The 14,095-nt window shown below is 72.7% G+C and carries 12 protein-coding genes; 7 read left to right on the forward strand and 5 right to left on the reverse strand.

Translation table 11 applies throughout. The features are described from left to right. Nucleotides 1–254 precede the first annotated feature (254 nt). The gene (locus tag AOJ26_RS08520) at nt 255–902 is read right to left on the reverse strand and encodes a response regulator (protein WP_053847589.1); all 648 of its coding nucleotides are present in this window, start codon (nt 900–902) and stop codon (nt 255–257) included. Between the two features lie 17 nt (nt 903–919). Then, the gene (locus AOJ26_RS08525) at nt 920–2,131 is read right to left on the reverse strand and encodes a sensor histidine kinase (protein ID WP_053847590.1); all 1,212 of its coding nucleotides are present in this window, start codon (nt 2,129–2,131) and stop codon (nt 920–922) included. A 159-nt stretch (nt 2,132–2,290) separates the two neighbouring features. Here AOJ26_RS08525 and AOJ26_RS08530 point away from each other — a divergent pair, with 159 nt between their 5' ends. The 6 genes from AOJ26_RS08530 to AOJ26_RS08555 all read left to right on the forward strand — a co-directional run bounded on the left by AOJ26_RS08530 (nt 2,291) and on the right by AOJ26_RS08555 (nt 7,692). Beyond that, the gene (locus AOJ26_RS08530) at nt 2,291–3,070 is read left to right on the forward strand and encodes a class I SAM-dependent methyltransferase (protein ID WP_053847591.1); all 780 of its coding nucleotides are present in this window, start codon (nt 2,291–2,293) and stop codon (nt 3,068–3,070) included. A 206-nt stretch (nt 3,071–3,276) separates the two neighbouring features. Further along, nucleotides 3,277–3,894: a TOPRIM nucleotidyl transferase/hydrolase domain-containing protein gene (locus AOJ26_RS08535; protein ID WP_053847592.1), complete on the forward strand. Its 618-nt coding sequence runs from the start codon at nt 3,277–3,279 to the stop codon at nt 3,892–3,894. 316 nt (nt 3,895–4,210) lie between these two features. Then, nucleotides 4,211–5,323 (forward strand): Gfo/Idh/MocA family protein, encoded by a 1,113-nt coding sequence (locus tag AOJ26_RS08540; protein WP_053847593.1) that lies wholly within the window; start codon nt 4,211–4,213, stop codon nt 5,321–5,323. Beyond that, complete coding sequence (locus AOJ26_RS08545) at nt 5,320–6,246, forward strand: PmoA family protein (RefSeq protein ID WP_053847594.1); 927 nt, start codon at nt 5,320–5,322, stop codon at nt 6,244–6,246. The genes AOJ26_RS08540 and AOJ26_RS08545 overlap by 4 nt, the downstream gene beginning before the upstream one ends. Then, nucleotides 6,243–6,992: a cupin gene (locus tag AOJ26_RS08550; RefSeq protein ID WP_234358502.1), complete on the forward strand. Its 750-nt coding sequence runs from the start codon at nt 6,243–6,245 to the stop codon at nt 6,990–6,992. Before AOJ26_RS08545 ends, AOJ26_RS08550 begins: the two co-directional genes overlap by 4 nt. A 247-nt stretch (nt 6,993–7,239) precedes the next feature. Then, nucleotides 7,240–7,692, forward strand: a complete 453-nt coding sequence (locus AOJ26_RS08555; protein ID WP_053847595.1) for a phospholipase — start codon at nt 7,240–7,242, stop codon at nt 7,690–7,692. Between the two features lie 43 nt (nt 7,693–7,735). Here AOJ26_RS08555 and AOJ26_RS08560 read toward each other — a convergent pair whose 3' ends face one another. Then, on the reverse strand, nt 7,736–9,979 hold the full coding sequence (locus AOJ26_RS08560) for a heavy metal translocating P-type ATPase (RefSeq protein ID WP_053847596.1): 2,244 nt from the start codon (nt 9,977–9,979) through the stop codon (nt 7,736–7,738). Between the two features lie 160 nt (nt 9,980–10,139). Here AOJ26_RS08560 and AOJ26_RS08565 point away from each other — a divergent pair, with 160 nt between their 5' ends. Continuing rightward, nucleotides 10,140–11,120: a hypothetical protein gene (locus AOJ26_RS08565; RefSeq protein ID WP_053847597.1), complete on the forward strand. Its 981-nt coding sequence runs from the start codon at nt 10,140–10,142 to the stop codon at nt 11,118–11,120. 201 nt (nt 11,121–11,321) lie between these two features. Here AOJ26_RS08565 and AOJ26_RS08570 read toward each other — a convergent pair whose 3' ends face one another. Together AOJ26_RS08570 and AOJ26_RS08575 are read right to left on the reverse strand one after the other, a co-directional pair. After that, the gene (locus AOJ26_RS08570) at nt 11,322–12,197 is read right to left on the reverse strand and encodes a PhzF family phenazine biosynthesis isomerase (RefSeq protein ID WP_053847598.1); all 876 of its coding nucleotides are present in this window, start codon (nt 12,195–12,197) and stop codon (nt 11,322–11,324) included. 42 nt (nt 12,198–12,239) lie between these two features. After that, nucleotides 12,240–14,060: a glycoside hydrolase family 15 protein gene (locus AOJ26_RS08575; protein ID WP_179200294.1), complete on the reverse strand. Its 1,821-nt coding sequence runs from the start codon at nt 14,058–14,060 to the stop codon at nt 12,240–12,242. Nucleotides 14,061–14,095: the final 35 nt, after the last annotated feature.

Genomic DNA, 14,095 nt, shown 5'->3' on the forward strand with positions numbered 1-14,095 from the left:
GTCAAGGGTGCCTGCCGTAACGGAAGAGTGCGGATCGGACGCCGCCGGTTCCCGCCTCCGGTCACGGCGGGAGTCGCAGTTCGGGGTTCTGACGGTCTGCTCGGTGTGGACCGGCCCGAGCCGCCATTTCCCGCCCCCGGTCATGGCGAGAGTCGTCGCTCCTTGCCACGGCGGCGACCATGACTGCCCCCTCTTGACGCTGCACTTGCCGGAGATCTCTCTCCCCCCCCCGAGCCGCCGGTGCCCGCCTCCGGTCACGGCAGCAGTCGTCGTTCCTTCGCCACGGCCACCGCGCCCGCCCGGGTCTCGACGCCCAACTTGCCGTAGATCCGCCCCAGATGGGTCTTGACCGTGGCCTCGCTGATGAACAGGGCGCGGGCGATCTCCCGGTTGCCGAGGCCGAGGGCGAGCTGCCCGAGGATCTCGTGCTCGCGGGCGGACAGGGCGGGGCGCGGGCTGCGCAGCCGGGTCAGCAGCCGGTCGGCCACCGGGGCGGACAGCGCGCTGCGGCCCGACGCCGCGTCCCGGATGGCCGAGAACAGCTCCTCGGGCTGTTCCGCCTTGAGGAGATAGCCGGTGGCGCCCGCCTCGATGGCGCGGGTGACGTCGGCGTCGGTGTCGAACATCGTGAGCACCAGCACCCGAGGGCCCCGCTCGCCCTGGGCGGTGAGCCGCCGGGTGGCGGTCACCCCGTCCATTCCGCCGTCGAGCTGAAGATCCATCAGTACGACGTCGGGGCGCAGGTGGGTCGCCATGGCGAGCGCCTCCTCGCCGGTCGCGGCCTCCCCGACCACGTCGATGCCGTCCGCACTGGAGAGCAGGGCCCGCAGCCCGGCGCGCACCACGGCATGGTCGTCGCAGAGCAGCAGCCGGACGGGGGAGGAGGGTGGCGGCGTACTCACAGGGCGCGGCGGCGTACTCACAGGGCGGCCTCCTCGACGACGAGCGGGACGGCGGCCGACACCACGGTGCCTTCCCCCGGCGTGGACTCCACGGTGAGGGTGCCGCCGGCCTGGCGGGCCCGGATCCGCATCGCGGGAAGCCCGTGCCCGCGCGTCGCCGACCGCAAGGCACTGTGCTCGGTCCGCTCGGTCTGCTCGAACCCGCGCCCGTTGTCTGCCACGTCCAGCGACACCTGGTCGTCCAGCCATGTCAGCGTGAGCGCGGCCCGGGTCGCCGCCGCGTGCTCCCGCACGTTGGCCAGCGCGCCCTGGGCGATCCGCAGCAGCGCCGCGGCCACCCGCTCCGGCAGCGGCCCCTGTTCCCCGTCGAGCCGGAACTCCACGGTCAGCCCCCGACCGCTCTCGCGCCGGGCGAGTTCGTCGAGGGCCTGTGCGAGGGAGCGCTCGGCGAGGTCGGCCGGGGCCAGGTCGTGCACGAAGCGGCGGGCCTCGGCAAGGCTGCGCGAGGTGATCCCGGCCGCCGCCCGCACGTGTTCCCGGGCCGCGCCCCGATCGGCCTCCCACACCCGCTCGGCGGCCTGGAGCAGCATCCGCTGACTGGACAGCTCCTGCGCGAGGGTGTCGTGGATCTCCGCGGACAGCCGCTGCCGTTCCGCCAGGATCCCGGCCCGCCGCTCGGTGGCGGCGAGTTCGTGCCGGGTGCGCACCAGGTCCCCGATCAGCACACGCTGCCGGGCGCCCTGCCGTTGCAGATGCACGAGTACGGCGGTGGCGACCGCGGCGACGGCCGGCGGGGCCACGACCATGTTGGGGTTGAGCGGCCCGTCGGCCACCCGTATCTCCGAGAGCACGACCAGCGCGGTGAGGACGGCCGCCACGGGCACCGCGATCCTCGGCGGCAGCGCGTGCAGTCCGGCGAACAGCAGGGGCATCACGCACCAGGTGGCGCTCGGCGCGAGCGCGAGCAGCACGACCCACACGGCGGTGACCGAACCGAGCCACACCAGGTGGCGGCCTGTCGGCGGCAGACCCGGGCGGGGCGGCGGGGCCAACAGGTGGCCGAGAACGTACAGCAGACAGAAAATGGCGAACAGTGCCACCACCCAGCCGGTGCGCGCCCCGCCCTGGTCGCGGCTCAGGAAGCGGGCGAACGACGAGCCCAGCAGCACGAAGAACGCGCCGTGCACGATCGCGCCCAGCCAGCGCGCGTCCGGATCGGTGTGGTCCATGCTCCGTGTCTAACGTGCCGGACGCGGGACCGCATCAACCGATCGGCTGACACGGCCGTCGCCCGGACCTCCCCGCGGCACGAGCCTGTCGGCCGAGCCGGACCCCCGGCCGCCGCACCGAGGCTTGGGGCAGAGCGAACCCCTCCGAAAGGCCTCCCGATGCCCGCCAGGAACCTCACCGCGAACCGCGCCGCCCTCGGCCACCGTGTCGGCTACGCCCTGCGCCACCCCGACCGCGTGCCCCGCCACGTGGCCCGCGCCGCCCGCGACCTGTGGCTGCGCCGCCGGCACCCGGACCACATCTCCTACTACCGGGCCGTGATGCGCTCGGACACCCGCGCCGACCCGGACGCGGCCGTCGGCAGCCGCAACCGGGAGCGCTGGCTGGCGCTCGGCGCGATGCAGTTCGACTACCTGGTCGGCCACGGTCTGCGTCCCGGGCACCGCATGCTGGAGATCGGCTGCGGCAACCTGCGCGGCGGCTGGCGCTTCATCCGCCATCTGGAGCCCGGCCACTACCACGGGATCGACATCTCGCCGGACATCCTCTTCGCCGCGCAGGACACGATCGTCGAGATGTCCCTCCAGAAGCGGCTGCCGAACCTGACGCCGGTGCGCGACCTGACCCTGCACTTCCTGCCGGACGCCCACTTCGACGTCGTGCACGCGCACAGCGTCTTCTCGCACTCGCCGCTGCCCGTCATCGAGGAGTGCCTGGCGCACGTCGGCCGGGTCCTCGCCCCGGGCGGCTGGTTCGACTTCACCTTCGACCGCACGGAGGGCGAGGAGCACCATGTGCTCCGGGAGGACTTCTACTACCGCGTCGAGACGCTGGTGGCCCTGGCGGAGAAGCACGGTCTGTGCGCCCGCTTCATGGAGGACTGGGAGGAGCTGCCGCACGGCCAGTCCAAGATCCGTGTGACGCACGGGGCGGCTTGAGGCCCAGGGCCCCTGCAATCGCCTGTCGCCGTGGCCGGTCAGCGCACAGAGGGGCCGGCGAATGCCGTCACCGGGTGGCCGGGTGGCCGGGAAGCGCGGGCTGGGGGCCCGTTCCGGTCCGGACGCTGGCCGGGGCAGCGGGCCGGTGAGGTGGCGGCGGTGAAAATTGCCTGTCGCCGGGGCCGGTGAGGGCACAGACTCGTCCCATGGCTGACATGGGGGAGTTCCGGGACGCGGTCACGGCATGGGCGGCGGGTGGCCCCGGCGAGCCGGCACGCGAACTGGCCGCACGACTGTCCGTCCGGACCGTCGTCCTGCTCGAAGGACCGAGCGACGTGGCGGCGGTCGAGGCCCTGGCCGCGAGCCGGGGCCGGGACCTGGCCGCCGAGGGGCTCTGCGTCCTGGCGATGGGCGGGGCGATGAGCGTCGGCCGTTTCGCCGGACTGCTGGGCCCGTCGGGCCTGGGCCTGCGCCTGACGGGACTGTGCGACGAGCGGGAACGGCCCTTCTACGCCCGGGGCTGGGAACGGGCCGGTGCGGGGCAGGACGGGTACTTCGTCTGCGCGGCGGACCTGGAGGACGAGCTCATCCGCGCGCTGGGTGTGCCACGGGTGCGCGAACTCGTGCGCGAGGAGGGCGAGCTGCGGCAACTCCAGACGTTCCTGTCCCAGCCCGCCCAGCGGGACCGCACGGCCCAGCAGCAGTTGCGGCGCTTCATCGGCACGAAGTCGGGCCGCAAGATCCACTACGGCCGCGTCCTCGTGGAGGCCCTCGACCCGGACCGCGTACCGGCCCCGCTGGACGACCTCTTCGCCGCCCTCTGAGAGGGCATCTCCCGCCCGGGAGCACCGGAGGCACTGGCCTCGAAGAGCGCCGGGAGCAGCGGAAGCACCGGCCTCGAAGAGCACCGAGAACACCCCGAGCACCCCGAGCACCGCGAGCACCGGCAGGCGTGCGCGGGGACGTGGGCGCCCCGGATCACCCGAGTCGGGCGGGGGAGGAACGGTGTGCGTGGCGTGTTCACCGATATCACCGCCGGGGGTCTTGTTAGGACAATCGCCGGGATCTAGGGTCGACCCGGGGAGCAAGCGCTTTCCCCGCATGCCAGCGTCCCCTCGCCGGACGTCCCAGGAGGACCGTATGCCCCGTCCAGCCCGCCGCCGCGCAGCCGTGGTCGGCACCGGCGCCATCGTCAGCGGCAGCCACCTGTCCGCGCTCAGGGCCCACGCCGAGCGCACGGAACTGGTCGCCACCGTCGACGTGGACCAGGGCAGACTCGACGCCTTCCGCGAACTCGCGGGCGGCCAGGTCGCCGGGTACACCTCGGTCGACGAGATGCTGGACGCCGTACGCCCCGACCTGGTCCTGATCGGCACCCCGCCGTCGCTGCACCGGGAGCAGACGGTGGCCGCCCTCAAGGCAGGCGCCTGGGTGCTGTGCGAGAAGCCGCTGACACTGTCGCTCGCCGAGTACGACGAGATCGCCGCCGCCGAGGAGGCGTCCGGCGCCTACGCCTCCGTGGTCTTCCAGCACCGCTACGGCTCCGGCGCCGTCCACGCCCGCGAGCTGATCACGAGCGGCGAGCTGGGCGCCCCCAGGGTCGCGCACTGCCAGACCACCTGGCACCGGGACGCCGCCTACTACGCCGTACCGTGGCGCGGCACCTGGGCGAGCGAGGGCGGCGGCCCGACCATGGGCCACGGCATCCACCAGTACGACCTCCTCCTGCATCTGCTCGGCCCCTGGGCGGAGATCCGCGCCATGGCCGCCCGGCTGGTCCACGACACCGAGAGCGAGGACGTCTCCACCGCCCTCGTCCGCTTCGAGAACGGCGCCCTCGCCACCGTCGTCAACAGCGTGCTGTCGCCCGACGAGGTGAGCCGCATCCGCATCGACTGCGCCGACGCCACCGTCGAACTCACCCATCTGTACGGACACCGCAACGAGGACTGGACCTACACGCCCGCCCCCCACGTGGCCGCCGACCGCGTCGACGCCTGGCGTACGCCGACCGCCGACGTGCCCAGTTCCCACACGGCCCAGCTGGGCGCGCTCCTCGACGCGTACGACAACGGTGTCAGGCCCCCCGGCAGCGGCGCCGACGCACGTGCCACGCTCGAGTTCGCCGCCGCGCTCTACAAGTCCGCGTTCACGGGGAAGCCCGTCCACGCGGGCGAGATCGCGCCGGGCGACCCTTTCTACCCGGCCATGCACGGCGACCACCCCCATTGGGCCCCCAAGGAGCGCGCATGAGCATCCGCGTCAGCCACGTCCACGGCGAGCACATCGCCGTCGAGGCGGCGAACGGCACGGAGATCCTCCGCTACGTCTACCGCCCCGACCCCGACGCCTTCGAGGCCCAAAAGCCGTACGCCCACCCGGTGCGCACCCTCGGAGGCCGCACGGTGACCGGCTACCGGCCCAACGACCACCGCTGGCACAAGGGCCTCCAGATGACGGCGAGCCATCTGTCCGGGCAGAACTTCTGGGGCGGCAACTGCTATGTCCACGGCCAGGGTTACCTCCCCCTGCCGGAGCGCGTCGGCTCGATGCGGCACGACGGCTTCACCGCGTTCCAGGCCGGCGAGGCCCGGCTGGACGTGACCGAGGCGCTGACCTGGGTGGAGAACGGCGGCGAGGAGTGGGCCCGGGAGGAGCGCGGACTCGCCGTCCACTCGGTCGACGAGGAGGCCGGCTCCTGGGTGCTCGACTGGTCGATCCGGCTCACCAACCTGCGGGCCGAGCCGCTCGCCTTCGGTTCCCCCACCACCGCGGGCCGGGACATGGCCGGGTACACGGGGCTCCAGTGGCGCGGCCCCCGCGACTTCACCGGTGGCGCGGTCTTCGGCCCGGACACCGACGCGGACGCGGACAAGCTGATGGGCAGCCAGAGCCCCTGGCTCGCCTTCAGCGCCGAGCACGACGACGTGGACGCCCATTCCACGCTCGTCTTCGCGCACGCCCCGGAGAACCTCGATCCGGGGTCCGCGATCCACGAGTCGCACTGGTTCGTGCGCTCCGAGCCCTTCCCGACGGTCGCGTTCTCGTGGGCGTTCTTCGAGGAGTTCGAGCTGCCGCCGGGGGAGTCCTTCGCGTACCGCTACCGGCTGGTCGTGGCCGACGGCGCCTGGGACGAGGACCGCGTCTCCGCGCGCCTGGAAGGCCTGCCCTGGTGAAGCCGGGCCTTCCCCACCCGCTGCCGGGTGCCGTGGGTCTGTCCCACCTGAGCGCCTACGACTGGGAGGCCGCCGACGGCGTCTGCGGCGGCAGCCCGCACCTGCACCTGGTGTGCACCGAGGCGTACGTCGTCACCGGCGGCCGGGGCGCAGTGCAGACGCTGAGCCCGGACGGCTACCGCGAGATCTTCCTGGAGCCCGGCTCGATCGCCTGGTTCACCCCGGGGACCGTGCACCGCATGGTCCAGGGCGGTGATCTGCGCATCACCGTGCTGATGCAGAACAGCGGCCTGCCCGAGGCCGGGGACGCCGTCTTCACCTTCCCGCCGGAGGTCCTCGCCGACCCGGCGCGGTACGCCGCCGCGGCCCTGCTCCCGCCGGGCACCGGACCGGAGACGGCCGCCGCCGCCCGACGCCGCAGGGACCTCGCCGTCGAGGGCTACCTCGTGCTGCGCGAGGCCCTGGCCGGCGGCGACAACGGCCCCTTCCTGGAGTTCCAGCGGACCGCCGCCCGACTGGTGCGGGACAAGGTGCCCCACTGGCGCGAGCTGTGGCGGGCCGGCGCCCTGGCCACCGCCGAGCGCACCGGCGCCCAGCTCGACGCGCTCGCGTCCGGCGAACCGGCGTACCTGGGCGAGGCCACCGCCCACGAGGCCGCGCCGACCCGGCTCGGCGGCTTCGGGATGTGCGGCAGACGCGACGAGTACAACCTGCCGGGGACGACAGTGCCGTACGGCGGCCTGTGACACCCCTGCACGCGGGGGGGGGAGTTGCAAGGGGGCGTGGACGGTCCACGGGTGCTGCGCAGGTCGGGAGAGTCCGACTCGCCGCCGCGCGTGTCGGCGCTGACGGCCGTCCAGTCCGGCTCACCCTCAATCCCCGGAGTTCAGCGGGCATTTGAGCGCACGGAGTGTAGGCGACATCCGCGAAGCCCATCATCTTGACATGGACCTGCGGCCCGACGGGCGGGCCGCGGTCTCATGGAGGTGTGGAATGCACCGCAGACTCGCCACCGCACTGAGCGCCTCGACGCTGGCCCTCGTCACCGTCGTCGCCACCGCAGCCACCGCCGACGCCGCCCCCGCCGACAAGTCCCAGGTCCTCGCTAGCTGGACGCAGACCAGCGCCTCCAGTTACACCACGTGGGCCGCCGCCCGCGCCGACCGGGCCCCCTGGAGCGCCTACGCCTTCGACTGGTCGACCGACTACTGCTCCTCCTCGCCGGACAACCCCTTCGGCTTCCCCTTCTCGATGTCCTGCGCCCGCCACGACTTCGGCTACCGCAACTACAAGGCCGCGGGCGCCTTCAGCGCCAACAAGTCCCGCCTCGACAGCGCCTTCTACGAGGACCTCAAGCGGGTCTGCGCCAAGTACGGCGGCGGGACGAAGTCCGCGTGCGACAGCACCGCCTGGACCTACTACCAGGCGGTGAAGGCGTTCGGCTGACGAGATGAGCGCGGGCAGGGGATGAGCTCCCCTGCCCGCCAGGTCAGTGGGCCGCCCTGAACGACCGCAGCCGCAGCGAGTTGCCGACCACGAACACCGACGAGAACGCCATCGCCGCCCCCGCGAGCATCGGGTTGAGCAGTCCGGCCGCCGCCAGCGGCAGCGCGGCCACGTTGTACGCGAACGCCCAGAACAGGTTGGACCGGATCGTGCCCAGGGTCCGGCGGGCGAGGCGGATCGCGTCCGCCGCGGCCCGCAGGTCGCCCCGGACGAGGGTCAGGTCACCGGCCTCGATCGCGGCGTCCGTGCCGGTGCCCATGGCCAGTCCCAGGTCGGCCCGGGCCAGCGCCGCCGCGTCGTTGACGCCGTCACCGACCATCGCGACCGAACGGCCCTCGGCCTGAAGGCGCTTGACGACGTCGACCTTGTCCTGCGGCAGGACCTCGGCGATCACGTGCTCGGCGGCGATGCCGACCTCCCGGGCGACGGACTCGGCCACGGCCCGGTTGTCACCGGTCAGCAGGATCGGCGTGAGCCCGAGACCCCGCAGCCGGGTGACGGCCTCGCGGCTGGTGTCCTTGACCGCGTCGGCGACCTCGAGCACGGCCCGTGCCTCCCCGTCCCAGGCGACCGTGATGACCGTACGGCCGGACGACTCCGCGGCGGCCCTCCTGAGCCGCAGCTCCTCCGGCAGCTCGATCGCCCAGTCCGCGAGCAGCCGCTCGCGTCCGACGAGGACGGCGCGCCTGTCGACGATGCCCTGTACGCCGAGCCCCGGGACGTTCGCGAAGTCCTCCGGCGCGGGCAGGGAACCCAGCTTCTCCAGCGCCGCGTCGGCGACCGCGCGGGCCACCGGATGCTCGGAGGCATGCTCCAGGGCGCCCGCCAGCCGCAGGACGTCGGCCTCGTCGGTGCCGGGGACGGTGTGCACGGCCAGCAGGGTCATACGGCCGGTGGTGACGGTGCCGGTCTTGTCCAGGACGACGGTGTCGACCCGGCGAGTGGACTCCAGGACCTCAGGGCCCTTGATCAGGATGCCGAGTTGAGCTCCGCGCCCGGTGCCGACCAGCAGCGCGGTGGGCGTGGCGAGACCCAGGGCGCACGGGCACGCGATGATCAGTACGGCGACGGCGGCGGTGAACGCGGCGGCCGTACCGGCGCCGTTGCCGAGCCAGAAGCCCAAGGTGCCGAGCGCGAGCGCGATCACCACCGGCACGAACACCCCGGAGATCCGGTCCGCGAGCCGCTGCGCGGCCGCCTTGCCGTTCTGGGCGTCCTCGACCAGCTTGGCCATCCTGGCGAGTTGGGTGTCCGCGCCGACCCGGGTCGCCTCGACGACGAGCCGTCCGCCCGCGTTGAGGGTGGCGCCGGTGACGGAGTCTCCGGGGGTGACCTCCACCGGTACCGACTCGCCGGTGAGCATCGAGGCGTCCACGGCGGAGGAGCCCTCGACGACGGTCCCGTCGGTGGCGATCTTCTCGCCGGGACGGACGAGGAAGCGGTCGCCCACCTTCAACTCGCCGACAGGCACGGTCTCTTCGTGACCGCCCGCGTGCAGCACGGTCACGTTCTTCGCGCCGAGCTCCAGCAGCGCCTTCAGGGCCGCGCCCGCCTTGCGCTTGGAGCGGGCCTCGAAGTACCGGCCGGCCAGGATGAACGCCGTGACCCCGGCCGCGGCCTCCAGGTACAGGTTGCCGGTGCCGTCACCGCGGGCGATCGTCAGCTCGAAGGGGTGCTTCATGCCCGGTGTGCCCGCGGTCCCGAGGAACAGCGCCCACAGCGACCAGCCGAAGGCGGCCGTCGTACCGACCGAGATCAGCGTGTCCATGGTCGCCGCGCCATGCCGGGCGTTGGTGAACGCCGCCTTGTGGAAGGGCCACCCGGCGTACGTCACCACGGGCGCCGCCAGCGTCAGCGACAGCCACTGCCAGTACTCGAACTGGAGCGCCGGGACCATCGCCATCGCGACGACGGGCACCGCCAGCACCACGGCGGTCACCAACCGCTCGCGCAGGGACCGCAGTTCGTCGGGCTCGTCCGCGTCGGGGGCGGCCGGCTCGGGTGGCGCCGGTTCCTGGGCGGTGTACCCCGTCTTCTCGACCGTGGCTATCAGATCCTGGACCGAGACGTCCGCGGTGTGGGTGACCCGGGCCTTCTCGGTGGCGTAGTTGACGGTGGCGGTGACCCCGTCCATCCGGTTGAGCTTCTTCTCGATGCGCGCCGCACACGAGGCGCAGGTCATGCCGCCGATGGCGAGCTCGGTCTCGGCCGCTGCGGTGGTGGTCATCGGGCTGCTCCTCGTGGATACGGGGCGGGGGTATGCTGTGACGCGTCTCCTGTATACCCCGGGTAGGTATCCAGAGCAAGCGATCGAGCGGCTTGACTTGATACCCCCCAGGGGTATGGTGAAGTGCAGAGGGAACCCTGTCGAGCCGGAGGAGCCGGTCATGCACGCTGGACTGAAGATCACCGCGTTCGCCGCCGCGCTGGCAGCGACGTTCGGCACCGCCTACGGCGTGGGCCAGGGCATGGACCCTGTCGTCGACGACGAGCCGCCCGCCCGCCACGACACGCACGCGAGCGGCGCGGACACCGCACAGTCACCGCCGGCCGCACGGGGGTCGGGACACGCGGGGCACTCCGGGCAGGAATCGGCCCCGGCCGGTGGACTCCAGATCTCCGAGGGCGGCTACACGCTCGATCTGCGAACCCCCCGCCTCCAGGCCGGACGCACCGCCGACCTCCGTTTCACCGTCCGGGGCGACGACGGCCGCCCGGTCACTGCCTTCCGCCGGGAGCACGACAAGGAACTCCACCTGATCGTCGCCTCACGCGACCTGAACACCTACCGTCATCTGCACCCCACGCGGGCCGCCGACGGAACCTGGAGCATCCCCGTCTCCCTGCCCCGGGCGGGCGGTTACCGGGTCTTCGCCGACTTCACCCCCGACAAGAAGGGCGCCGAGAACCTCACCCTCGGCGCGGACCTGGCCGTGTCCGGCAGCTACGCGCCGCGGGAGCTGCCGGCGCCGAACACCACCGCCACCACTGACGGCTACCAGGTGAAGCTCGGCGGAGCGCTGCGCCCCGGCGCCGCCCGCGAACTGAAGCTGACGGTCTCCCGGGAGGGCCGGCCGGTCACCGACCTCCAGCCCTACCTCGGCGCCTACGGCCACCTGGTCGCCCTGCGCTCCGGCGACCTCGCCTACCTCCACGTCCACCCGAACGGCGAGCCGGGCACCACCCCCGCCGGGCCGGACATCTCCTTCACGGCGACAGCGCCCAGCAGCGGCAGCTACCGGCTCTTCCTCGACTTCAAGCACGAGGGCAAGGTGCACACCGCCGCGTTCACCGTCAGGGCGGGAGAAGCGGTCGCCGCCCCCGCCCAGGAGGCCCCCCACGACTCCTCCGCCGACCACGGCCACTGACGGTCAGCCGATGCGGGCTCCCGTGCCGGCGACCCGCACGCGGGGGTCGCCGGGGCGCAGGGGCATGGTGGGTTCGCGGGGACGGTCCGGTGAACACGGTGTCCTACGGGCCAGCCGAGGTGCGGGGTGTACGGGTCGTACATGGGCGCCGCACCCGCGGACTGGCCCCACGACTCCTCCGCCGACCACGGCCACTGACCGTCAGCCGATGCGGGCTCCCGTGCCGGCGACCCGCACCCTGGGGTCGCCGGGGCGCAGGGTCACCGTGAGTTCGCCCGGGCGGCCCAGGTCCTCGCCCTGGTGGAGGGTGAGGACCGCGTCCTCGGGGACCAGGCCGAGGTCACGCGCGTATGCGCCGAACGCCGCGGCCGCGGCACCGGTCGCCGGGTCCTCGACGACACCGCCGACCGGGAACGGGTCACGGACGTGGAAGACGGTGGCCGACTCCCGCCACACCAACTGGACCGTGGTCAGGTCCAACCGGTGCATCAGGGCTTCGAGCCGGGCGAAGTCGTACGCCAGCTCCGCGAGACGCGCGCGGGTCGCCGCCGCCAGGACGAGGTGGCGGGCACCGGCGAACGCGACCCGGGGCGGGAACGCCGGGTCGAGATCGCCGGCCGGCCAGTCGAGCGCAGCCAGCGCCTCCGCGAGGTCCGCGTCGGAGACCTCGTCGACGTGTGGCTCCACGCTGGTGAGCGTGGCCCGCAAGGTCCCGTCCTCCTCCGCCACCGACACCGGCACGGTCCCGGCAGGGGTGGCGAACACCAGCTCTCCCGGGCCGATCCGCTCGGCCAGCGCGAGGGCGGTCGCGACGGTGGCGTGCCCGCAGAACGGCACCTCGGCCTTGGGGCTGAAGTAGCGGATACGGAACGTCCGCCCCTCCGGTCCCTCCAGCCCCTCGGGCGGGGCGGTGAGGAACGCGGACTCCGAGTACCCGAGCTCGGCGGCGACGGCCAGCATGTCGCCGTCGGACAGCGCGGTGGCGTCCAGCACGACGCCGGCGGGGTTGCCGCCCTCGGGGCTGCTGGAGAAGGCGGTGTAGCGCAGGACCTCGGGCCGGGGCGCGTTCGTCGTCATGCTGACGGCAACGTGGGACCAGGTGGCGGCTATTCCGGGTGCTCAGCCGAGGGCCCGGTCCAGGTTGAACGCCGCGCTGATCAGGGCGAGGTGGGTGAACGCCTGCGGGAAGTTGCCCTGCTGCTCGCCGGTGTTGCTGATCTCCTCGGCGTACAGACCCAGATGGTTGGCGTAGGTGAGCATCTTCTCGAAGGCCAGGCGTGCCTCGTCGATCCGGCCGGCGTGCACCATGGCCTCGACGTACCAGAACGAGCAGATCGAGAAGGTGCCCTCGTCGCCGCGCAGCCCGTCGGGGCTCGCCATCGGGTCGTAGCGGTAGACGAGGGAGTCCGACACCAGCTCCTCGGTCAGCGCGTCCAGCGTGGACAGCCACTTCGGGTCGGTCGGCGCGATGAACTTGGTCAGCGGCATCATCAGCACGGCGGCGTCGAGCACATCGCCGTCCTCGTGCTGGACGAAGGCCTGCCGCGCCTCCGACCAGCCGCGGTCCATGATCCGCCGGTAGATCGTGTCCCGGCACTCCCGCCACCGGTTCAGGTCGGCGGGCAGACCGCGCCGGTTGGCCATGCGGATCGCCCGCTCGATCGCCACCCAGCACATCAGGCGTGAGTACAGGAAGTTCTTGCGGCCGCCGCGGGTCTCCCAGATCCCCTCGTCGGGCTGGTCCCAGTGCTCGCACACCCACTCCACCAGCGTGCACACGTCGTCCCACTGGCCGCTGGAGATCGGCTTGGCCCACTTGTCGTAGAGGTAGATCGAGTCGATCAGCGCGCCGTAGATGTCGAGCTGGAGCTGGTCGGCGGCCGCGTTGCCGACCCGGACCGGCGCCGAGCCCCGATGCCCCTCCAGATGGGTCAGTTCACGCTCCGCCAGATCGGTGCGGCCGTCGATGCCGTACATGATCTGGAGCGGGCCCGAGGGGCCGTGGCCCTCCGGACTGACGTGCCGGATCAGGAAGTCCATGAACTGCTCGGCCTCGCTGGTGAAGCCGAGCCGCAGCAGCGCGTACACGCAGAAGGCCGCGTCGCGCACCCACACGTACCGGTAGTCCCAGTTGCGCTCGCCGCCGAGCTGTTCGGGCAGGCTGGTGGTCGGCGCGGCCACGATGGCACCGGTGGGTGCGTAGGTGAGCAGCTTGAGGGTGAGGGCGGAGCGGTGCACCATCTCCCGCCAGCGGCCTCGGTACTTGGAGGCGGACAGCCAGTGCCGCCAGTAGGCGACCGTGCTGTTGAACTGCTCCTCGGCCTCGGTGCGCGCGCACCGGCGCGGGGTCACCTCGCCGCCGACCTGGTCGAGCGCGAACACCGCCGACTCGCCCTCGGCGAGCTTGAAGTCCGCCCGTACGTCCGGGCCTTCGGTCTCCAGCGCCACCGTCGCGGTCAGTCCCAGGGACAGCTTCGGGGACTCGAAGACCGCCACGTCGCCGACCATGCGCAGGGTGTGCGGCTGGGCGCCGTAGTCGAAGCGCGGCGCCACGCGTGTGCGGAACGGGATCGAACCGCGCACGCACACCACCCGCCGGATCAGCCGGTGCCGCTCGGTCTCCACCGCGTCGCCGTCGACCGGCATGAAGTCCTGGACCTCGCCCACCCCGTCCTCGGTGTAGAACCGGGTGATCAGGACGTTGGTGTCCGGGAAGTAGAACTGCTTGGTCCGGGCCGGCACGGCCGCCGCCAGCTCGAAGCTGCCCCCGCGCTCCGCGTCCAGGATCGACGCGAACACGCTCGGCGCGTCGAAGGACGGGCAGCAGTACCAGTCGATCGTGCCGTCGGTCCCGACCAGCGCCACACTGCGCAGGTCGCCGATCAGGCCGTGCTCGGCGATCGGCAGGTAGCCCAGGTGATCCCTGGCTGATCCGTTCATCGCAGCCTCCTGCCGATCAGCCTAGGCAGGTTCCG

The sequence above is a fragment of the Streptomyces sp. NRRL B-24085 genome, assembly GCF_001282115.1.
Classification (GTDB): Bacteria; Actinomycetota; Actinomycetes; order Streptomycetales; family Streptomycetaceae; genus Streptomyces.

Coding starts and splice junctions, on each gene's coding strand:
- AOJ26_RS08525 (WP_053847590.1), bottom strand. CDS start 2,131: ATGGACCACACCGATCCGGACGCGCGCTGGCTGGGCGCGATCGTGCAC.
- AOJ26_RS08530 (WP_053847591.1), top strand. CDS start 2,291: ATGCCCGCCAGGAACCTCACCGCGAACCGCGCCGCCCTCGGCCACCGT.
- AOJ26_RS08535 (WP_053847592.1), top strand. CDS start 3,277: ATGGCTGACATGGGGGAGTTCCGGGACGCGGTCACGGCATGGGCGGCG.
- AOJ26_RS08540 (WP_053847593.1), top strand. CDS start 4,211: ATGCCCCGTCCAGCCCGCCGCCGCGCAGCCGTGGTCGGCACCGGCGCC.
- AOJ26_RS08545 (WP_053847594.1), top strand. CDS start 5,320: ATGAGCATCCGCGTCAGCCACGTCCACGGCGAGCACATCGCCGTCGAG.
- AOJ26_RS08555 (WP_053847595.1), top strand. CDS start 7,240: ATGCACCGCAGACTCGCCACCGCACTGAGCGCCTCGACGCTGGCCCTC.
- AOJ26_RS08560 (WP_053847596.1), bottom strand. CDS start 9,979: ATGACCACCACCGCAGCGGCCGAGACCGAGCTCGCCATCGGCGGCATG.
- AOJ26_RS08565 (WP_053847597.1), top strand. CDS start 10,140: ATGCACGCTGGACTGAAGATCACCGCGTTCGCCGCCGCGCTGGCAGCG.
- AOJ26_RS08570 (WP_053847598.1), bottom strand. CDS start 12,197: ATGACGACGAACGCGCCCCGGCCCGAGGTCCTGCGCTACACCGCCTTC.
- AOJ26_RS08575 (WP_179200294.1), bottom strand. CDS start 14,060: ATGAACGGATCAGCCAGGGATCACCTGGGCTACCTGCCGATCGCCGAG.